Source organism: Rheinheimera hassiensis, assembly GCF_022436675.1.
Lineage (GTDB): Bacteria > Pseudomonadota > Gammaproteobacteria > Enterobacterales > Alteromonadaceae > Alishewanella > Alishewanella hassiensis.
In genome coordinates this window covers 56,125-75,967 of record NZ_JAKUJZ010000001.1, presented here as the reverse complement: position 1 = coordinate 75,967, position 19,843 = coordinate 56,125, and the positions used below count along the sequence as shown (strand labels likewise).

Genomic DNA, 19,843 nt, shown 5'->3' with positions numbered 1-19,843 from the left:
TTATCTTCCACCAATTTGATTAATGTAAAATTGCGAACTAGCGATTATAACAAAGCGCGGCTTTTCTAGCCAGCCGCATTAGTTCGCAAGCTTTGGTTTTTTGCTTTTCAGCGCTTGCAGCAGCAGTTTGTATTCGTGCCATTCGGCTTTACTCAGTTGCTGCAGTTTATCTTTTCGTTCCAGGGCTTCCAGCCGTTGTTGCAAATACTGATCTTCAATTGAGTGAAAAGTATCGACAAATTCCTGTGACAATTGTTCCTGCTCGATCTGGTGATCCCAGGCGGCCAGAGTCATTAAAATGCTGTGTTCGGGTAAATCTCGCCATTGTTCTATCAGTTGCGCCGTGGTTAAATCCGGTTGTTGTTGCAGCCGTTGTTGCAGTGTCAGTAACAAACCTATACCGGGAATATTCGCTTCGCCAAGCTCCGGCGCATCCGGCATTACATTAGCTAAATTGGGGTACTGCAGCAATAAACCAATAGCACGTCGCATTGGTGTTATTTTCATCGCTGCTGGTTTTACCCGGTTTGATGCCCGGTTTACTGCCGCTTTTGTGCGCTCACGCGGCTTACCCAGCAGGTTAGCCAGTTTATCGCTTAAGCTGTCGCGGTAAAATTCACTTGGTATTTGTTTAATTAACTCTGCCGCTTTTACCGATAACGCTGATTTGCCTGCATCAGTGGCTGGATCAAACTCCTGCACCAAATGCTCAAAAAAGTACTGATTTAGCGGCATAGCGCCGGCTATGCGTTGTAAAAACGCGTCTTTGCCTTCTTTTTGTACTAAAGAATCCGGGTCTTCGCCGTCGGGCAAAAACACGAAATTTAACTCTACGCCGTCTTTTAGTTGCGGCAGTGCGCTTTGTAATGCGCGCCAGGCTGCATCACGGCCGGCGCGGTCACCGTCGTAGCAGCACACTACCTTGGGCGTATAGCGAAACAGCGTATGCATATGATCCGATGTAGTGGCAGTGCCCAAGCAGGCGACAGCAAAGCGGATATCATGTTCGGCCAGTGCTACTACATCCATATAGCCTTCAACCACCAGTATTTGCTCAACATGGCCCGGTTGTTGGCGCACTTCGTACAGGCCATACAGTTCGCGACCTTTATGAAATAAACGACTTTCCGGCGAATTTAAATATTTCGGCGTGCCGTCGCCCAACACGCGGCCACCAAAGGCAATAACGCGGCCGCGTTTGTCGCGGATGGGAAACATTAAGCGTTCGCGGAAAAAGTCATACTCGCGGCCGTTGTCGTTGCGGTTGATTAGCCGCAGTTCAGTTAACTGGTCGCGCAGTGGCTTATTGTTGCTCGGGCTAAGGCGTTTGAGCAGGTTATCCCAGCCATCCGGAGCGTAGCCAATGGCAAAATCGGCCAGTGTTTTGCTGCTTAAACCGCGTTTTGCTACATACTGCTGCACCATGCCAGCATTAGGGTGGCTTTGCAGCTGTTGCTGATAAAACTCGGCCGCCTGCTGCATCAAATGGTAGTCATCAGCCTGGGCAGCCGGTCGGTTTTTAACTACGCCTTGCTCGCGCGGCACTTCAAGATGGTGTTGCTGTGCTAACTCTTCAATGGCTTCAACAAATTCGAGTTGTTCAAACTCCATCATAAAGCTGATGGCATTACCGTGCGCACCGCAACCGAAGCAATGATAAAACTGTTTATCCGGGCTAACGGTAAAAGAGGGCGACTTTTCGCTATGAAACGGGCAACAGGCAGCGTAATTTCTACCGGCTTTTTTAAGCGGTACGCGCTGGTCAATCAGCTCAACGATATCGGTACGTGCCAATAACTCGTCGATAAACTGTCTGGGGATTTGTCCTGCCACCTTTTTCCTTCGGCGTTATTCAGAAAAAGACAAACCGTGCCTTGCGGGCACGGTATGCAGATGTCGACTTTGCGCTGTTACTTCGGGCTGGTCTTTGCTATTAGCGTTGCTGGCAGTATTGTGCGCAGCAGACAGCACCGGTGTCGCTAAGCGGGTACTAAAAGCCTGTTAGGCTTAGTACAGCTTGATGCGACGTGCGTTTTCGCGAGACAGCTTCTTAGCATGACGCTTAACAGCTGCTGCTTTTTTACGCTTACGGATCCAGGTTGGCTTCTCGTAGAATTCTTTAGCGCGTACGTCAGCTAATACACCAGCTTTTTCGCATGAGCGCTTGAAACGACGTAATGCTACGTCAAACGGTTCGTTTTCTTTTACTTTAACAACAGGCATTAAATTCTCACCTCAGGGCCAAATTGGTTATCTGTGAACCAATACGATTAAAAATGGTGCGGCATTTTACGCAAAAAGACAGGGCGATGTAAAGCAGTTCTGCGATCTAAATCCGATCCTCTGGCTCTGAATGAACTGAGCCGGTACAATGGCTGTCATTTTAGCGGATTTGAGACACAGATGCGAGTTTTAGGTATAGAAACGTCCTGCGATGAAACCGGTATTGCTGTTTACGACGACAAGCTGGGTTTATTAAGCCATGTACTGTACAGCCAGATCCCACTACATGCCGATTACGGCGGCGTGGTGCCGGAGCTGGCCTCGCGCGACCATATTCGTAAAACCATACCGCTGATAAAACAGGCGCTGCTTGAAGCCAATTGCGCTGCCGCCGATATTGACGGCGTAGCCTATACTGCAGGCCCGGGTTTGGCCGGTGCTTTGCTGGTAGGCGCGGCTATAGGGCGCTCTTTGGCCATGGCCTGGGGCAAGCCGGCGCTGGCGGTGCATCATATGGAAGGCCATTTATTGGCACCGATGCTGGAAGCTAATCCGCCGCAGTTTCCGTTTCTGGCGCTGTTGGTGTCCGGTGGCCACACCCAGTTAGTGGCGGTAGAAGGTATTGGCCGTTATGAGCTGTTAGGTGAATCTATTGATGATGCGGCCGGCGAAGCCTTTGATAAAACCGCCAAGTTAATGGGGCTGGATTACCCAGGCGGCCCGCTGTTAGCCAGACTGGCTGTGCAAGGTGATAGCAAAAAGTACAAGTTCCCGCGGCCAATGACCGACCGGCCGGGGCTGGATTTTAGCTTTAGCGGCTTAAAAACCTCGGCAGCCAACGTAATAGCCAAAGAAGGTAACAGCGCGCAGGTGCAGGCTGATATCGCCGCGTCGTTTCAGCAGGCTGTGGTAGATACTTTGGTGATTAAATGCGAGCGGGCGCTGCTGCAAACTGGTTATAAACGGCTGGTGATAGCCGGTGGCGTTAGCGCTAATACCTCGTTGCGCGAGCAATTAGCGCAATTGCTGAAGCGTCACGGCGGTGAGGTGTTTTATCCACGCAAAGAGTTTTGCACCGACAATGGTGCCATGATCGCGCTGGCGGGATATTACCGCCTGGCGGCCGGGCAGCAGCAGGATTTAACTATTGGTGTAACACCGCGCTGGCCAATGCAGGAGTTGCCGGCGGTTTAAATGATGATGTTACGTTAGTAGTTTGGCTGAAGGTTGGAATCCCGATTTGGGCGACACAGAGTGTCTGAGCAAACGCGTAAGCGGTAGCGACAAATTCGTCAGGAACGAATTTGAACAGCTTTAGCTGGCTCGGCGAGGGCAGGAGGCTCGAGATAGTTGCTGTGGCGAGCCAAGGCGGGAGTTGCAACCGAAAGCTAGCACTGAGTTGCCGTTAACTCACTCCTGAATCCGCTTAGACTTATCCCACACCTTACTTTCCTTGCCACGGTACAGCCGCATAATATTTTCGCGATGGCGTACAATAATCAGAATACTCAGCATTAACACAGGCACGGTATACAGCGGTTTAATAAACCAGGTAAAAATTGGTGCTAAGGTAACGGTTAAAATAGCCGCCAGCGATGAATAGCCACTGATTGCGACAATAATTAACCAGCTGGCGATCAGTAAACCGGCTAAATCCAGCCCGATTGGCATCATGGCGCCAAAAGCTGTAGCCACAGCTTTACCACCCTGAAAACCAAAAAACAGCGGGAAAATATGGCCCAGGCAAGCGCATATAGCAATAAGACCGAGATATAGCGGCTCTATTTGCAGAAAGTAAGAGCCCCATACCGGAATAGTGCCTTTAAGAATATCAAACAGCAGTACCAGCACAGCTGGCAGCTTGCCGCCTAAACGCAGTACGTTGGTTGCGCCAGGGTTGCCGGAGCCATGTAAGCGGGGATCGGGTAAGCGAAACAGCTTGCTGACCAGCACTGCCGACGAAACGGAGCCACAAAGATAGGCTGCCAGCATCATAATTCCAATCAGCGGGGTCATTAAGGCGGTTCCTCAGCACCAGTTTTTACGTTAAGATTGCAGCCTGATTTAAGGCCAGCAGAATATAGGGTTTTAGCGGTTTTACCTATCCGACCAGCCTACCTGAAACGAGAAATAACGCAATGCGGATGTAACTGAATGGACATAGTTTTTATAAAACAGCTACAAGTAGACACCGTGATCGGCGTTTACGACTGGGAGAAAACCATTCAGCAACGCTTGTTGTTAGATTTGGAGCTGGTTACCGATATCAGTAATGCAGCAAAGCAGGATGATATTCGCCAGACACTGGATTACGCCGTTATTGCCCAGCGTGTAATAGCGTTAATTACCGCCCAGCCACTGGAACTGATTGAAACAGTGGCCGAGCGCGTGGCGCAGTTGCTGCTAAACGAGTTTGCCACCACTCAGGTTAAAGTGTCTGTGCAAAAGCCTGGCGCACTGGAGCAGGCAGAAACGGTTGGCGTTACTATAGTGCGGAGTCGCAGCTGATGGCGCGCATTTATATCAGTATCGGCAGCAATATCAATCGTAGTTATCATATTCAGGCAGCAGTCAGCACACTTACGCAACACTTTGGCCCGCTTACGCTATCATCGGTATATGAAAGCGAGGCCGTGGGTTTTGCCGGCAGTGCTTTTTACAATATGGTTGTTGCGGTTGATACCAACTTATCGATAGCCGATTGCGTTGGCTTGTTTAAGCAAATTGAAGACAGTTACGGCCGTGACAGAAGCGCTGCTAAGTTCAGCGGCCGTACTCTGGATCTGGATTTACTAACCTACGATGATGTGATGTGCCAGCAACCGGTAGAACTGCCGCGGGCCGAAATTACTGAGAATGCCTTTGTATTATGGCCACTGGCTGAAATTGCACCTGATGTAATACATCCGCTTACCAGGCGCAGTTACAGTGACATGTGGCAACAATATTCGAAACAACAAAAATTATGGCCGGTGCCATTTAACTGGAGCAAGTAACTGTGAGTACAGTGGAAGTTATTATTCTGGCCATTATTCAGGGCCTCACCGAGTTTTTACCTATTTCTTCTTCTGCCCACCTTATCCTGCCATCTGCGATGTTTGGCTGGGAAGATCAGGGCTTGGTGTTTGATGTTGCCGTGCATGTTGGCACTTTGCTGGCGGTAATGTTGTATTTTCGCCGTGATATCGCCAATTTAACGGTGGGCTGGGTGCAATCATTAGGCGGCAAGCACAGCACTGAAAGTAAACTGGCGTGGTGGGTGATTCTGGCTACTATTCCGGCCGGTTTAGCTGGCTTACTGGCAGCTGATCTGATTGAAACCTTCCTGCGCTCGCCTTATGTTATTGCTATTACTACGATAGTGTTTGGCTTAGCGCTTTGGCTGGCAGACGCGACAGCAAAACAAATGCAAACGATGGAGCAGTTAACCTGGAAGCAGGCATTGCTGATTGGTATTGCCCAGGCAGTGGCATTAATTCCGGGAACATCGCGCTCTGGCATTACCATGACGGCAGCATTAATTCTGGGGCTGGATAGAGTAAGTGCCGCGCGTTTCTCTTTTTTACTGTCAATTCCCATTATTATATTAAGCGGCGGTTATCAGGGCACCAAGCTGCTGGCTGAACCAACACATTACGATGTTACCGCTATTTTACTGGGCACAGGTTTGTCTTTTGTCAGCGCCTTTATCTGTATTCACCTGTTTTTAAAAGTGATAGAGCGTATGGGCATGCTGCCGTTTGTGATCTACCGGCTGGTACTGGGCGTGGTGTTGCTGGCGGTGCTTAGCAGCGCGGCTTAATGCGGTTTCTGGACGTTTGCTTTAGCCGTTTTTATGCTGTTCAGCCGGGCTTTTTGTAAGCCCTGCTTGATGGCTTCACCTGTTAAACCCTGTGCTACCAAATCACGGGCATTAGTACTGCGGGCTGCTGTTGCCAGTGCCTGCAGGTAGCTAGCCTGCGGATACTCAGCCTGCTCAAAGCCGGTACGACCACGTAAGTCTGCGGTGCAACACAGCAATATAGCATCCAGCCGCGCGGGCTTGCGCCATAAATCTATTGCCTCAAACAGTTTTAATACCGTGCTGCTTTTAAGCTCGCGAGCCCGGTGCACCAGTTGATGATACTCACACACCAGCAATGCCAGATCGCGGCAATCATTGGGCACCCGTAAGCGTTCGCATAATTGCTTGATTAGCGGTAAGCCGGTATGTTCATGGCCATGATGCGCTGGCCAGAGTTCAGGTTTGGTTACACCTTTGCCTAAATCATGCACCAGCGCAGCAAAGCGGATATCCAGCCTTGGCGATAACATGGCGGCTTGTTGTAACACCATTAAAGTATGCACGCCGGTATCAATTTCCGGGTGCCACTGTGGTGGTTGCGGTACGCCCCATAAGGCGGCCAGCTCCGGCATCAGCACCTGCAAGGCGCCGGTATCGTACAGCAATTGAAAATAGGCCTGTGGTGTTTGTTCGCTAAGCGCTTTGGCGGTTTCCTGCCATATCCGCTCGGGTGTCAACGTATTGAGCTCGCTAGTTAACTGGCGCATTAACGCCTGGGTTTCGCTTGCAACGCTAAAACCCAAATGGGCGTAGCGGGCATAAAAGCGTGCTACACGCAGCACGCGCAGCGGGTCTTCAGCAAAAGCGTCTGACACATGGCGTAGTATTTTTTGCCTGATATCGGCTACGCCGCCAAAAGGGTCCACCAAGCTGCCATCATCGGCCTGAGCGATGGCATTGATAGTCAAATCGCGGCGCAATAAGTCTTGTTCCAGGGTAACGTCTGGTGCGGCATAAACGCTAAAACCGGTATAACCTTTACCACTTTTACGCTCGGTGCGGGCAAGTGCATGTTCTTCTTTAGTTTGCGGATGTAAAAATACCGGAAAGTCTTTGCCTACCTGCTGGTAACCGGCATTGAGCATTTGCTGTGGTGTGGCACCTACTACTACCCAGTCACGCTCGTGAAACGGGTAACCTAAAAGACTGTCGCGTACTGCACCACCTACCAGATATCGTTGCACCGGCTTTCCTGTTGGCAATTTTTTTGCCATTATACCCATCGCCTTTCAAAATGCACGGTCGCAACAAATGGCAGCGCCCTAACCAGCAGGAAGCAGTATGTATACCGGATTTTTCGGCTTAACCAGTGCCCCGTTTTCAATTGCCCCTAACCCGGACTTTATGTATTTAAGCCCACGCCACGCTGAAGCTTTGGCGCATTTGCGTTTTGGTTTAGGTGAAGCCGGTGGTTTTGTGTTGCTTACCGGTGAAGTTGGCACCGGAAAAACCACGGTATCGCGCTGTTTATTGCAGGAACTGGATGAGCGAGCCGAAGTGGCCTTTATTTTAAACCCTACCTTATCTGAGCTGGAGTTGCTGGCGGCAATTTGTGATGAGCTGAAAATCCGCTATAAAAAATCTGATGCCAGTTTAAAACTGCTGGGCGATAAAATAAAAGCCCGCCTGCTGAAAAACCACGAAGCCGGTAAACACACACTGCTGATTATCGATGAAGCCCAGCATTTGCAACCTGCAGTGTTGGAGCAACTGCGACTGCTGACCAACCTGGAAACCAATACCCGTAAATTGCTGCAGGTGATCTTAATTGGCCAACCCGAGCTGCAACAGCTATTAAAACGCAATGATTTGCGCCAGTTGGCGCAGCGTATTACCGCGCGCTATCACTTGTTGCCACTAAACCTGGATGAAGTAAGGCATTATCTGAAATTCCGCCTGCAGGTTGCCGGTTGCAGCAGGCCGGTATTTAGCGATGGGGCGGTGAAGCGCTTGTATCAGTTAAGTGGTGGCATACCACGCTTAGTTAACCTGATGGCAGACAGAGCACTGCTGGGTGCCTTTAGCCAGCAGCAGGCTATCGTCAGCGATAAGCTGGTAAGCCGCGCGGCCGGCGAAATTTTGCCGCTATCAGATCAGGTAGCCAAAGCGGCATTACCGCGCTGGTTCTGGCCTGTGTTGGGCGTTTGCGCTATAGTGCTGGGCTTTAGCCTGGCACTGATTATTATGCCGTTGCTGCAAAGCCAATAAAGTGAAGTAGAGAAGCTTATGTCGATTTTAATGGAAGCACTGAAACAGCAAAACCAGCAGGCACCCGTTGCTGGTGACAGCGGTGCTTTTTGGCGTAAGTTGGCGTTAATATTAGCATTATTCTTGGCCGGCTGTGTGGGGGCTGCTGCCGCTTACTGGTTTAAGCTGCCGGCCAAGACTGAACCTGCAGTGGTTGAACCGGCTAGCCCGGCGCAGCCGGTTAATATTTTTGCTGCACTGAACGAGGCAGACAATAAAGCCGCGGCCAGCGCAGCTGCAACGGTTATTGACAGCAAAATTACCCAGGCAATAAAACCACCGCCACAGCCGGTACAAGAGCAGTTTACCTCTTTACCTGAGGTAGCAACAATGACGGCAGGCACTGCAGCGGCAGAGCCACAGCCACTGGTTAAACCCGAACCCGAGCCAGCGGTTAAACCTGAAGCGGAAATATCCGGCGAGTTGCGGGATAAATTTGCCTCAGCGTTAAAAGCGACAGAAAACACCAGCTCAAACACCCGCACATTGCGCAGCCATAACGCCCCTGCTACCGATATAAACAGCCTGGATATGCAGCTACAGCAGCAAATTCCACCACTGCGCTTTGATGCCCACGTATATGCCACCTCTGTCAGCCAGCGCTGGGTAAAAGTGAATGGTAAAACCTTGCAGGAAGGGCAGTGGGTAACCGCGGATATCCGCATTAAAGAAATTACCCCACAGTATGTGCTAATGGAACTGGGTACGCAGTTATTTAGTATGGCGGCGTTAACTGAATGGCCAGCGGGCTGATTCAGATATAGTTTTTTACATCCAGGCCGAATTTTTTCAGATCAACGCAGCTGTCTATCTGCTCTTCCTGCTGGCGTGACAAGTCGAGGATTTTAGGCGGAATATGGTGTTGGTGCACACTGTGGTAAAACACTTTAACCTTGGGTAACAGCGGCTTTTTGGCGTTATTTTCCAGCACTAGTGCCAGCTTGCCGCTGCTCAGTTTCACAACCGATCCCGGTGGGTAAATACCGATACATTTAATAAACAGTTGCAGCAGTTCTGCATCCAGCTGATGTGGTGTGCGCTCCAGCAACTGGCGGGACGCAGCCAGTGGGCCGAGTTTAGGTGCCAGTGATGCTGTCAGTTTCTCGTAAGAGTTCACTATTGCCAGCATGCGGCTGCCTTTTTCTATTTGCCGTGCGGCAATCTTAGGCACGCCGCTGCCATCTAAGTGGGCACAATGCTGGCTGATCCATAACGACACTTCGCCAGCCAGTTTGGCTGTTTTTTGCAGCGCATTTAAACTAGCCGGAATTGCCAGATGATCTGCCATTTGCAGATAATCCGCGCCGATAGCTTTACCTATATCATGTAATAAGGCCGCCGTTATTAGTGACTGCACTTTATGTGACGGTAAATTCAGGTAGCGCGCAAAAGCGGCCATATACACAGCGCAGCTGATACTGTGTTGCAACAAACTATCGCTTTGCTCTGCGATGCGGTTAAGGCAGAGCAATACATCCTGATTCCGGCTGATAGATTCTGCCAGCCCGGCACTGACTTCATGTACCAGTGTCAGATCAATATTGTTGTCGCTGCGCACGGCGTCCAGCATCTGGCGTTGTACGCGCTGGGTTTGCAGCAGGGTTTTTTCTGCCCTTGGCCATTCATCGGCAAATAGTACCCGGGGGGGGAGTTCTTCTGTTGGGGTAATGGGCTCGGCAGGTGCTGCGGGTGCTTCGGTGGTTATGGCTTTGTCCGGGTCGGTCAGGACTACTTTAACGCCTTTCTTGCGCAATATTTCTATCGCTTGTCTGGTGCGAACCCAACCTGCATGTTTGACGACAATATCACCCGACTGTTGTAATACCTGCACAACATAACTGCCCGGTTGTAAATCAGATATATTAACTTCCTGATATGCCATCTATTGAGTAATCCAAAAACTTCCCCTGAGCCCAGCCTGCTATTTTACCTTAGTTAACCTTAACTATAAATTAACAACGAGATGATTTGTCATAATATCGCGATAGCATAAGGTATAACATAGCATAAAGCCCGCAGATGCGGGCTTTATCGTTGTGACAAACTGTAACAGTTAGCCGATGTTGTCTGCCATTGTCATCAGCGAGGCATTACCGCCTGCAGCTGTGGTGTTGATGGTAATAGTTTTTTCGGTAACCAGGCGCTGTAATAAGCGTTGCCCGGCAGGGGCTGTGATCAGCGGCAGTATCGCCCCGGCACGGCTGGCCAACAGGGCGGCACATAAGGGTTTTACTGCACTGCTGACTTCAACCATTGCGCCCGCCAGATCAGGATGCGCCAGTAACGTAGTCAGGCAATCTAACCGCACTACCGCCAGCAGATGCTGTGGTAAACCCGCCTGGAGAAAGGCTTTAATACAGGCTTCAGCTTCGGCCAGATCGGCTTCTTCCACTGCAGTAACCACGGCATTACCTGATGCCAGTGCAGTGATAATAGCCAGTAACCAGTGGCTGAACGAGCTGGTTTCATCCCGCACCAGCGCCAGAATGCCGCGTGGGTCCAGTACCAGTATATTGCTTTCGCCGGTAGGGCCGGGCAGGGCAATAGGTTTTTGCAGGTCACGCTCAACCCGTTTTAGTTTTTGCTGAGCCAGTGTCAATATTTGCTCTAAATCTGGTTCCAGCTTGTTTACCACGGCATTAGATGCCAGTGACGCCAAAAACTGGCGCAGTACAGAGGTGCGCTGATCAATGTTCAGCAAAGCCCACTGTTGCTGTGCCGTTGCCGCTGATGGCATAGCGTAAGCTACGGCACTACTGGTTGTTTCGCTTAACAGGCTTTGTTGCTTTTGCTCGCTCAGTTCAGCACAGCTGACATCAGCATTGTCCTTAACCAGCCGGGTTAAATATAACGGGCCACCCGCTTTAGGGCCGGTACCGGATAGGCCACGGCCACCAAAAGGTTGCACGCCAACAACGGCACCAATCATATTGCGGTTTACATAGATATTGCCGGCTTTAATATCGCGGGCTACCCGGTTGGTAAATTGTTCAATACGGCTGTGTACGCCCATTGTCAGGCCATAGCCGGTCGCGTTGATCTGGTTAATGATGTTATCAACTTCGTCTGCTTTAAAGCGTATTATGTGCACTACCGGACCGAATACTTCGCGTTCCAGCACGGTTAAGTCACTGATTTCATACAAGCGCGGGGCAAAGAAGTAGTGACGATCACCTGATGGAATAGTGCACTCGTAATGTAACGTGGCTTTGTCGGCTAAATACTGCACATGGCTGTTTAACCGCTCATGTGCTTTGGCATCAATAACCGGACCTAAATCGGTACTAAGCCACATAGGGTCGCCCACATGCAGTTCTGCCATCGCGCCTTTTAGCATGGTGATAATTTTATCGGCCACGTCTTCCTGTAAAAATAGTACCCGCAGCGCAGAGCAGCGCTGGCCGGCACTTTGGAAGCCGGAAGAAATCACATCGTCTACCACCTGCTCCGGCAGGGCTGTTGAGTCAACGATCATACAATTCTGGCCACCGGTTTCGGCAATCAGCGGCACAGGTTCGCCACCACGTTCAGCCAGTTTACGTGCTATCCAGCAGCCGGTTTCAGTCGAGCCGGTAAACATTACGCCCTGAATGCGGCTGTCTGGCACTATGTGCTGGCCAACCTGGCTGCCTGGCGCGATAACCAGCTGTACTACATGTTCCGGCATGCCGCACTGGCGCATAATGTCTACAGTACGTACAGCAATTAAACTGGTTTGTTCGGCCGGTTTTGCCACTACGGTATTACCAACCACCATGGCTGCAGCAACCTGGCCTAAGAAAATAGCCAGTGGGAAGTTCCACGGGCTGATACATAAAAATACACCACGGGCTTGCTCGGGCTGGGCAAACAGCTCTTCAGCACGGGCGGCGTAATAACGGCAGAAGTCGATAGCTTCGCGCACTTCAGCCACACTGTCGCCCAGAGTTTTGCCGGCTTCTTTTACGCAAAGTGCCAGCAGTTCGTTACGGTGTTTTTCCAGTGCATCGCCAATACGGCGCAGCAGGGCGGCACGCTCGGTAATGTTTGTTATTGACCAGCTATTAAAGGCCGTTTCAGCATTGGCCAGTATTTGCTGCATTTTGTTTTTGTCGGCGTACTCCAGGTAACCTATTACTTCATCAAGATTAGCCGGGTTAGTGACCGGCACGGCGTCGGGTTGCACCGGGATCTGTTTAACCGATTCAAACCACTGTGCCATGGCTGCTTTTACCGGTTCGAGCTGATCAATATCGGTTAAATCCAGGCCGTTAGAGTTTTTGCGCTCTGTGCCGTATAAGTTGGCTGGCAGCGGTATTTGCTGGTTACGTTTTTGCTTCCAGCCGCGCACCGTTTCTACCGCGTCGCTTAGCAGCGATTCTACCGGAATGGTTTCATCAATAATGTTGTTAACAAAGGAGCTGTTGGCGCCGTTTTCCAGCAAGCGACGCACTAAATAAGCCAGTAAGTCGGAGTGCTCGCCCACGGGGGCATAAATACGGCATGGGATCTTGTCTTTAATCACTATTTCGTCGTACAGCGCATCGCCCATGCCGTGCAGGCGCTGAAATTCAAAACCGCTGTAGTCTTTGGTCATCTCCATAATAGTGGCTACGGTGTAGGCATTATGGGTAGCAAATTGTGGATAAATGCTGTCGCGGTAGCTGAGCATTTTTTTCGCACAGGCCTGATAAGACACATCGGTAGAGGGTTTACGGCTAAATACCGGGAAGTCGCTAAAGCCTTCTAACTGGCTGAGTTTAATTTCAGTATCCCAGTAGGCACCTTTAACCAGCCGCACCATCATTTTGCGGCCAACTTTTACCGTTAAATCGCGCAGCCATTCAATGACATGGATACCGCGCTTTTGGTACGCCTGCACTGCCAGGCCAAAACCTTCCCAGCCATCCAGCGCTGGATCGCTGAACACTGCTGCAATAATGTCCAGCGAAATGTCCAGCCGGTCGGCTTCTTCAGCATCAATGGTAAAGCCGATATCATAAGCTTTGGCCGCCAGTGCCAGCTGTTTTACCCGTGGCACTAACTCTTCGATGACACGGTCACGGTGGCTAAATTCATAGCGCGGGTGTATAGCCGACAGCTTTACCGAGATACCGGGGCTGTTAAACGGGCCGCGGCCTTTAGCGGCTTTGCCTATGGTATCAATAGCCCGCATATAACTGTCGAAGTAGCGGTTAGCATCGGCCATGGTGCGGGCGCCTTCGCCCAGCATATCGTAAGAATAACGAAAGCCTTTAGCTTCCATTTCTGCGGCACGTTCCAGCGCGGCGCCGATAGTGGTGCCCATAACAAACTGCGCGCCCATTATCTGCATAGCATAACGCACCGCCTGGCGGATCACCGGCTCGCCAAGGCGGCCACAGGTGCGTTTTAATAAGCCAAATTGTTGTTTTTTCTGCTCGTCAGAGTAGTTCACCAGTTTGCCGGTAAGCAGCAAGCCCCAGGCCGATGCGTTAACAAACAACGAACTGCTGTTGCCCAAATGCGAGCTCCAGTCACCTTGTGATAATTTGTCGCGGATAAGGCGGTCGGCCGTGGTTTTATCCGGCACACGCAGCAGCGCTTCGGCCAGACACATCAGCACCAGGCCTTCTTCGGTAGATAACGAAAACTCGTTTAGCAGCGCATCGACGCCACCTTTGCCTACCTGAGCCTGGCGGATAGTCAGCACTAACTGGCGCGCACGTTCCCAGGCCCGGCTGCGGGCATTTACGCCAATGTCGGCCAACGGCAGCAGATAATCCAATACTTTATCTTCATCGGCACGATAGAAATCACGAATAGTTTGACGCAGCGGTTGGGTGGCAACCAGGGAACCGTTATACAACATGGCAGTTAGCTTCCTGACAAGATTTGAGAATGCGGCATTCTAGTGAAAAGTCTGCCGCATAGGGTGGTTATTTTTCTGCTTTAACCCTATATAATTCTGCCATTGTTAATTAAAACCAGAAAAATTGCTGCCATGAGTACACCTGTAAAAAGTAAAGGGCTGGACCGGATAGATATCAGCATTCTGGATACGCTGCAGCGTGACGGCCGCATTGCTAATGTGGATTTGGCGAAAAAGGTTAATTTAAGCGCCAGCCCCTGTATTGACAGGGTTAAGCGGCTAGAAAAAGAAGGCTATATCGATGGCTTTGGCGCCAGATTAAACGCCGCCAGATTGGGTTTTGGCACAGCCGCTTTTATTCAGGTTACGCTGGACAGAACCACCAGTGAAGTATTCGACAAATTCCGCGATGCGGTAGTGCAAATTCCGCAGGTGGCTGAATGCCATATGGTGGCCGGTGGGTTTGACTACTTACTTAAACTGCGCCTGCCGAATATGGATGCATATCGCAGCATATTATCACTAATTGTTGATTTGCCGGGTGTGGCGCAAACGCATACTTATGTGGTGATAGAGCAGGTAAAAAGTGACAGCGGTTTACCGCTAAAACCAACAGACAGCCCGCCAGTGGCGGGCTAAACAACACCGATTAAAACAGCAATAGCTACCAACGCTCGCTGTTACGGCGTTTAGGCATTAATAACGGTAACAGCAGCCCGAATATTAACCCTGCCAGCAGAATCAATGAACCCAGAATCATCGGCTTTTCCCAGATAGAGCCCTGAGTGTTTTCCAGCTGTACTTTAAGTTGTTCGTAAGCGCGGTTTGCCTGCTCCAGTTGTTCTACTGCTTTTTGCCGCTCGGCTACAGCTTCGTTAAGCTGGCTGTTTAACTGATCGCGTTGCTGCTCCAGCGCGTTCACTGTTTCGTTATGCTGGGCATATTCTGCTTTGAGGTTTTCCAGCTGGGTAACCAGCCCAGGTGTATAAGTAATGTGTTCTTTCGGTAACCAGCCGGTTTTGCCGTCAACCTGAATTTCAGCGTAGCCGGTGTCGCTGTCTTCTTGCAAAAAGGTGACGCTTTGGCCGGCATTGACGGTGCCGATAATACGGTACTGGTTGTTAGGGCCGGAATGCAAAAATACAAATAAGGCATCACTGATAAAGGCGGGTTTAGAACTGTCTTGCGCACTGGCTTGAGCTGAAAGAGCCAGCAACCAGGCTGAAAATAATACCAGCAGGGTGCTTTTAATTAATCTGAACATAGGTATCCTGAGCTTATTTAAATGAAACCGCTTTGCAGCCAATATCTTGGATGATAGGGAGTTGTGCTGCAATTGACAAGGGTTAAAAGCAGCTGCGCGGCCCCCGGCCGTCAGTGCGACGTACAGAGTAACCAATGAGTACTGAACTTGAGCTGAAGTATCTGCTGCCAGCCACTGGGCTTGGCAGTTTGGTGCAGTTAATTCCACAACTGGGAGAACTGCAGCATAGCGAGCATAACGCCTTATTAAATGCCTATTTTGATACTGCCGACAACTGGTTCCGCCGCCATGATATGGGGCTGCGTAGCCGGTTAAAGCAGGGGCGTTATGAACAAACCATTAAGCTGGCAGGTAGCCAGCACGGCGCTATGCAAATGCGACCGGAATACAATGTTCCCTGCCAGGGTGTTGTGCCAAAGCTGGATGCTTTTCCGGCAGAAATTTGGCCAACACAGACTGATGTACCGCAACTACAGCAGCAACTGACAGAGTTATTCCGTACTGATTTTGTTCGTCAGAGCTGGTTGCTGCGCTGTGCCGATGGCAGCGAAGTTGAACTGGCGTATGATCAGGGCGAAATTCGTGCTGGTAGCCACAGCGAGGCTATTGCCGAGCTGGAGCTGGAGCTGATTAGCGGTAATGCATTGCAGTTATTTGCGCTGGCCAAAACCTTGTTACAACAGCTGCCACTGCGCACCGGCTGGCAGAGTAAAGCTGCACGGGGATATGGCCTGCGAGCACAGCAAACGCTGGCTTTACCACAGCACTCTGGCAACACCGTGCTGGCACAAATCAGTGCACTGCAACAGGCGGAGGCGTGCTATGGTAAAACGCAGCAGGCGACAGCACTTAATATGGCTAGCCAGGCTTTAGCAGCTTTGGCATCGTCGTTATCTCAGCAGACACAACTGCAGCACTGCTCCACAGAAGCTGCTGCTCTGGCCAACGCCGTATTGCAGGACGACAAGGTGTTTGGCTGGCGCCGTTATAATGAGTTGCTGCTGGCTGTGTCTGAATATTTGTATCAAAGTGCGTAAAGCGGGAGAGCTATGGCAGTGACGGAAGCAGTGTTGCAAAGTTATCTTGAGCAGATGTTAAGCCGGTTTGCACTGGATAATGTTAGTGCAGACGCCCAGGCTGTACTGCGCCGGTTAATAAGTGGCAGCAGCTTTATTGGCCGGACCTTGCAGCAACAACCAACATTGCTGGCCGAGCTGACCGACAGCACGTTGCTGATGCAAACATTGCAGCAGCCGGTGGTGGCACTGCCTGAAGAGCAAGTATTGGATGATGCCGCTGCTTTTGCCGCACTGCGCCGTTGCCGTAATGCACAGCTATGCCGCATTCTTGCTGCGGATATGCTGAAATTACAAACCGTTACCCGTAGCCTGCAGTTAGTATCGCAACTGGCCGATACGTTAATTAATGCCGCTTACCACTGGGCCTATCAGCAGCTGAGCACGCAATGGGGTGCACCAAAGGATGAGCACGGTAATGCTATGCCGTTGCTGGTGTTGGGCATGGGTAAGCTGGGTGGTGCTGAGCTGAACTTTTCGTCAGATATTGATCTTATTTTTACCTATCCGGCTAATGGTGAAACGTCGGGTGGGCGGCGCAGCTGCGAAAACCAGCAGTTTTTTACCCGGCTGGGGCAAAAATTGATCGCTGCTTTGCATCAGGTAACAGCCGATGGCTTTGTTTACCGGGTAGATATGCGGCTGCGGCCCTTTGGCGACAGCGGCCCGCTGGTGCTGAGCTTTGCCGCCATGGAAGATTATTATCAGGAACAGGGGCGCGAATGGGAGCGCTACGCCATGTTAAAAGCCCGCATCCTCAACCCCGACGGCTATCACAGCAGTGAATTGCAGCAGTTGCTGAAACCGTTTATTTACCGGCGTTATATCGATTTTTCTGCTATTGAATCGCTGCGGCGGATGAAACAGCAAATTGAGCAGGAAAACCGCCGTCTGAACCGGCGTAATAATATTAAGCTGGGCGTGGGTGGCATCCGCGAAGTTGAGTTTATCGTCCAAACCCTGCAGTTAATCCGCGGCGGCCGGATACCAGCGATGCAACAACCGGCCTTATTAAAGGCTCTGCCGGTGCTGGCAGAGGAGGACGTATTAACCTGGCAACAGGTCACAGAGCTGCAAGACGATTATCTGCTGCTACGCACTGTAGAACAGGCGTTGCAGGGTATTGATGATCAGCAAACCCAAACCTTACCACAAGACGAGCTGGCGCAAGCCCAGCTGTTAGTGTCGTTAGGGTTAGATAACTGGGCTCAACTGCAGCAACAAATCGACACGGCAATGGCCAGAGTGCATCAGCAATTTAAGTTGGTTATTGATAACGGTGAAGAGCTGGAGCAGCAGGAAATTACTCTGGGCCGGCTGATCTGGGACAGTGAACAACCGGCAGAAGAACTTGCTACTCAATTGGAATGGTTAACGGCGCCCGATGCTACCGAACTGATTAACCAGCTGCAGCAATTTAAACAGGATTGCCAAAAACGCAGTGTCGGCCCGCGCGGCCGCGATTTTCTGGCCAAACTTGTTCCGCTGTTGCTGCATATGCTGCAACAGCAACAATCGTCGCCAACGGTGCTAAGCCGGGTATTAAGTGTATTTCGCCAGATTGTTACCCGCACCGCCTACCTTGAGCTGCTGTTTGAAAACCCCGCAGCGCTGCAACAATTGGTGCTGTTATGTACCCAGAGTGGCTGGCTGGCAGAGCATTTATCGCGCTATCCGATGCTGCTGGACGAACTGATCGATCCGGCACAGCTATACCAGATTGCTACTCAGGCTGATTATCAGGACCGTTTGCGCCAGCATATGCTGCGGGTGCCGTCTGATGATCTGGAGCTGTTAATGGAAACATTACGCCAGTATAAGCAGGCGCAACAACTGCGCATTGCTGCGGCTGATATCAGCGGCGTGCTGCCGCTGATGAAAGTCAGCGATCATCTGACCTGGCTGGCAGAAGTACTGCTGGCGCAGGTAGTAGAGCTGGCCTGGCAGCAGATGACTGAACGTTATGGTGTGCCAGCAGGTCTGGCGGAAGGCGATAAAGGCTTTGCTGTTATTGCCTACGGCAAATTGGGCGGGCTGGAGCTGGGTTATGGTTCGGATCTGGATCTGGTGTTTGTGCACCAGTGTGATACACAGCAGCCTACGTCGGGTGAGCGGGCTATTGATTCACGGCAGTTTTATTTGAAGCTGGTACAGCGGGTGCTGCACTTGTGTACTACCCGCACGAATAGTGGCGTGTTATATGACATAGATACCCGGCTGCGGCCATCAGGGAACTCGGGTTTACTGGCGATCCATATTCAAACTTACGCTGAGTATATGCAGCAGGAGGCCTGGACCTGGGAACATCAGGCGCTGGTGCGGGCACGTGCCATTTATGGCAGCGCCACGATACGTCAGCGGTTTGAACATATCCGCCAGCAGATAATAAGCCAGCCACGCGATCTGGCTACACTGCGTGACGAAGTGCTACAGATGCGTGAAAAGCTGCGCCAGCATCATGGCGTGGCAACGGCAGATCCGAAACACAGCGCCGGTGGTATCGTTGATCTGGAGTTTATTAGTCAGTATCTGGTGTTGGGTTATGCCGCGAAGCACGCGCAATTATATCGCTACAGTGACAATATCCGCATTCTGGATGCCGCAGCAGACTGCGGTTTATTACAACCGCAACAAGTGCAGGAGTTGCAACAGGCTTATCAGTTATTGCGTGGTGCCGGCCATCGCCAGACGCTGGCTCCGGCGAAGTTGCCAGAGCAAGACAGCCTGACGCAGGCAAAGCAAGTGGTAGAGCAAAGCTGGCGGCAGTTGTTTAGTCAGTCTTAGGTTTAGTATTGGCAGGGATACAGTACTCAGTAAGGTACTCATTGGTTTTATCGGTAATAACGGCAGCACGCTCACGCGGGCAGTAAAAGCTGATTACCGGTGAATGAAAATCCGGTGCTATTGCCTGCGCTACCTGATACACGGTATCAATCAGGCTGCTATCGACCTGAAAATACTGCTTTACCACATAGTCGCGTGGCAGCGTCCAGAATAACTCTATGTTCTCAGCTCTGGCATATTCGGCTAGCTTGGTTTTAACGGTATCGCCTTCACGAAACCGACGGTCAATCACCTGGCCGCGCCAGTTAGGCACACCCGGTACCACCACTTTAGCGCGCTGTTGTAACTGTAGTGACAATTTGTCGCTGGTGTCGGGCAGGTCTAACTTAAACTTAGATAATTCTCTGGCACCATCGGCAATAGAACCACGGATTTTGCTGTAAAACTGGCTGAAACCGTCGGCCGCCTGATTAACAGAATCTTTACGGATAAAGAAATCTGGTTTGGTCATTAAAAAATAGCCGAGGCTACCTAAAACCAGCAGCAACACTATACTACGAAACCAGAACCACATA

17 protein-coding genes are annotated in these 19,843 nt (G+C 50.9%); 9 read left to right on the top strand and 8 right to left on the bottom strand.

Annotated features, from left to right (window positions below; genetic code table 11):
• Window positions 1-78: 78 nt before the first annotated feature.
• Window positions 79-1,833 carry a DNA primase gene (gene dnaG, locus MJX74_RS00330; RefSeq protein ID WP_240219863.1) on the bottom strand — a complete coding sequence of 585 codons (1,755 nt, stop codon included), beginning with the start codon at window positions 1,831-1,833 and terminating at the stop codon, window positions 79-81.
• A 174-nt stretch (window positions 1,834-2,007) separates the two neighbouring features.
• Window positions 2,008-2,223, bottom strand: a complete 216-nt coding sequence (gene rpsU / locus MJX74_RS00325) for a 30S ribosomal protein S21 (protein ID WP_027671378.1) — start codon at window positions 2,221-2,223, stop codon at window positions 2,008-2,010.
• A 180-nt stretch (window positions 2,224-2,403) separates the two neighbouring features.
• On the opposite strand from rpsU, the gene tsaD reads away from it, so the two are divergent.
• A complete protein-coding gene (gene tsaD / locus MJX74_RS00320; RefSeq protein ID WP_240219861.1) occupies window positions 2,404-3,417 on the top strand; it encodes a tRNA (adenosine(37)-N6)-threonylcarbamoyltransferase complex transferase subunit TsaD in 1,014 nt (337 codons plus the stop codon).
• Between the two features lie 216 nt (window positions 3,418-3,633).
• Here the strand turns inward: tsaD and plsY are convergent, their stop codons facing one another.
• On the bottom strand, window positions 3,634-4,239 hold the full coding sequence (gene plsY / locus MJX74_RS00315; RefSeq protein ID WP_068233655.1) for a glycerol-3-phosphate 1-O-acyltransferase PlsY: 606 nt from the start codon (window positions 4,237-4,239) through the stop codon (window positions 3,634-3,636).
• Window positions 4,240-4,377: 138 nt separating this feature from the next.
• Between plsY and folB the strand changes: the two genes are divergently transcribed.
• The 3 genes from folB to MJX74_RS00300 are packed head-to-tail and all read left to right on the top strand — an operon-like array spanning window position 4,378 to window position 6,025.
• Window positions 4,378-4,731, top strand: coding sequence for a dihydroneopterin aldolase (gene folB / locus MJX74_RS00310; RefSeq protein ID WP_240219860.1), 354 nt, complete (start codon window positions 4,378-4,380; stop codon window positions 4,729-4,731).
• Complete coding sequence (folK, locus tag MJX74_RS00305) at window positions 4,731-5,219, top strand: 2-amino-4-hydroxy-6-hydroxymethyldihydropteridine diphosphokinase (protein ID WP_240219859.1); 489 nt, start codon at window positions 4,731-4,733, stop codon at window positions 5,217-5,219. The genes folB and folK overlap by 1 nt, the downstream gene beginning before the upstream one ends.
• Before the next feature lie 2 nt (window positions 5,220-5,221).
• Window positions 5,222-6,025, top strand: coding sequence for an undecaprenyl-diphosphate phosphatase (locus MJX74_RS00300; RefSeq protein WP_240219857.1), 804 nt, complete (start codon window positions 5,222-5,224; stop codon window positions 6,023-6,025).
• Here MJX74_RS00300 and MJX74_RS00295 read toward each other — a convergent pair.
• Window positions 6,022-7,251, bottom strand: a complete 1,230-nt coding sequence (locus MJX74_RS00295; protein WP_240220731.1) for a multifunctional CCA addition/repair protein — start codon at window positions 7,249-7,251, stop codon at window positions 6,022-6,024. The genes MJX74_RS00300 and MJX74_RS00295 overlap by 4 nt on opposite strands.
• Before the next feature lie 97 nt (window positions 7,252-7,348).
• Here MJX74_RS00295 and MJX74_RS00290 point away from each other — a divergent pair, with 97 nt between their 5' ends.
• Entirely contained in the window at window positions 7,349-8,275 is a 927-nt protein-coding gene (locus tag MJX74_RS00290; protein WP_275692627.1) for an ExeA family protein, read from the top strand.
• Window positions 8,276-8,293: 18 nt separating this feature from the next.
• Complete coding sequence (locus tag MJX74_RS00285) at window positions 8,294-9,067, top strand: general secretion pathway protein GspB (RefSeq protein ID WP_240219856.1); 774 nt, start codon at window positions 8,294-8,296, stop codon at window positions 9,065-9,067.
• A 1-nt stretch (window position 9,068) separates the two neighbouring features.
• On the opposite strand, the gene MJX74_RS00280 is transcribed toward MJX74_RS00285, so the two are convergent.
• Window positions 9,069-10,196, bottom strand: coding sequence for an HD-GYP domain-containing protein (locus MJX74_RS00280; RefSeq protein ID WP_240219855.1), 1,128 nt, complete (start codon window positions 10,194-10,196; stop codon window positions 9,069-9,071).
• A gap of 171 nt (window positions 10,197-10,367) precedes the next feature.
• The gene (gene putA / locus MJX74_RS00275) at window positions 10,368-14,144 is read right to left on the bottom strand and encodes a bifunctional proline dehydrogenase/L-glutamate gamma-semialdehyde dehydrogenase PutA (protein ID WP_240219854.1); all 3,777 of its coding nucleotides are present in this window, start codon (window positions 14,142-14,144) and stop codon (window positions 10,368-10,370) included.
• A 132-nt stretch (window positions 14,145-14,276) separates the two neighbouring features.
• Here putA and MJX74_RS00270 point away from each other — a divergent pair, with 132 nt between their 5' ends.
• A complete protein-coding gene (locus MJX74_RS00270) occupies window positions 14,277-14,783 on the top strand; it encodes an Lrp/AsnC ligand binding domain-containing protein (protein ID WP_240219853.1) in 507 nt (168 codons plus the stop codon).
• A gap of 25 nt (window positions 14,784-14,808) precedes the next feature.
• Here MJX74_RS00270 and MJX74_RS00265 read toward each other — a convergent pair whose 3' ends face one another.
• Window positions 14,809-15,408, bottom strand: coding sequence for a TIGR04211 family SH3 domain-containing protein (locus MJX74_RS00265; protein ID WP_240219851.1), 600 nt, complete (start codon window positions 15,406-15,408; stop codon window positions 14,809-14,811).
• A 134-nt stretch (window positions 15,409-15,542) separates the two neighbouring features.
• Between MJX74_RS00265 and MJX74_RS00260 the strand changes: the two genes are divergently transcribed.
• Both MJX74_RS00260 and glnE read left to right on the top strand, forming a co-directional pair.
• Window positions 15,543-16,445, top strand: coding sequence for a CYTH domain-containing protein (locus MJX74_RS00260; RefSeq protein ID WP_240219849.1), 903 nt, complete (start codon window positions 15,543-15,545; stop codon window positions 16,443-16,445).
• Window positions 16,446-16,457: 12 nt separating this feature from the next.
• Window positions 16,458-19,268 (top strand): bifunctional [glutamate--ammonia ligase]-adenylyl-L-tyrosine phosphorylase/[glutamate--ammonia-ligase] adenylyltransferase, encoded by a 2,811-nt coding sequence (gene glnE, locus MJX74_RS00255; RefSeq protein WP_240219847.1) that lies wholly within the window; start codon window positions 16,458-16,460, stop codon window positions 19,266-19,268.
• Here the strand turns inward: glnE and MJX74_RS00250 are convergent.
• Window positions 19,255-19,842: a TcpQ domain-containing protein gene (locus MJX74_RS00250; protein ID WP_068233623.1), complete on the bottom strand. Its 588-nt coding sequence runs from the start codon at window positions 19,840-19,842 to the stop codon at window positions 19,255-19,257. The genes glnE and MJX74_RS00250 overlap by 14 nt on opposite strands.
• Between the last annotated feature and the right edge of the window lies 1 nt (window position 19,843).

Bases quoted from the DNA above. Each gene is read 5' to 3' on its own strand.
- rpsU (WP_027671378.1), bottom strand. From the start codon at position 2,223: ATGCCTGTTGTTAAAGTAAAAGAAAACGAACCGTTTGACGTAGCATTA.
- tsaD (WP_240219861.1), top strand. From the start codon at position 2,404: ATGCGAGTTTTAGGTATAGAAACGTCCTGCGATGAAACCGGTATTGCT.
- plsY (WP_068233655.1), bottom strand. From the start codon at position 4,239: ATGACCCCGCTGATTGGAATTATGATGCTGGCAGCCTATCTTTGTGGC.
- folB (WP_240219860.1), top strand. From the start codon at position 4,378: ATGGACATAGTTTTTATAAAACAGCTACAAGTAGACACCGTGATCGGC.
- folK (WP_240219859.1), top strand. From the start codon at position 4,731: ATGGCGCGCATTTATATCAGTATCGGCAGCAATATCAATCGTAGTTAT.
- MJX74_RS00290 (WP_275692627.1), top strand. From the start codon at position 7,349: ATGTATACCGGATTTTTCGGCTTAACCAGTGCCCCGTTTTCAATTGCC.
- MJX74_RS00285 (WP_240219856.1), top strand. From the start codon at position 8,294: ATGTCGATTTTAATGGAAGCACTGAAACAGCAAAACCAGCAGGCACCC.
- MJX74_RS00280 (WP_240219855.1), bottom strand. From the start codon at position 10,196: ATGGCATATCAGGAAGTTAATATATCTGATTTACAACCGGGCAGTTAT.
- putA (WP_240219854.1), bottom strand. From the start codon at position 14,144: ATGTTGTATAACGGTTCCCTGGTTGCCACCCAACCGCTGCGTCAAACT.
- MJX74_RS00270 (WP_240219853.1), top strand. From the start codon at position 14,277: ATGAGTACACCTGTAAAAAGTAAAGGGCTGGACCGGATAGATATCAGC.
- MJX74_RS00265 (WP_240219851.1), bottom strand. From the start codon at position 15,408: ATGTTCAGATTAATTAAAAGCACCCTGCTGGTATTATTTTCAGCCTGG.
- MJX74_RS00260 (WP_240219849.1), top strand. From the start codon at position 15,543: ATGAGTACTGAACTTGAGCTGAAGTATCTGCTGCCAGCCACTGGGCTT.
- glnE (WP_240219847.1), top strand. From the start codon at position 16,458: ATGGCAGTGACGGAAGCAGTGTTGCAAAGTTATCTTGAGCAGATGTTA.
- MJX74_RS00250 (WP_068233623.1), bottom strand. From the start codon at position 19,842: ATGTGGTTCTGGTTTCGTAGTATAGTGTTGCTGCTGGTTTTAGGTAGC.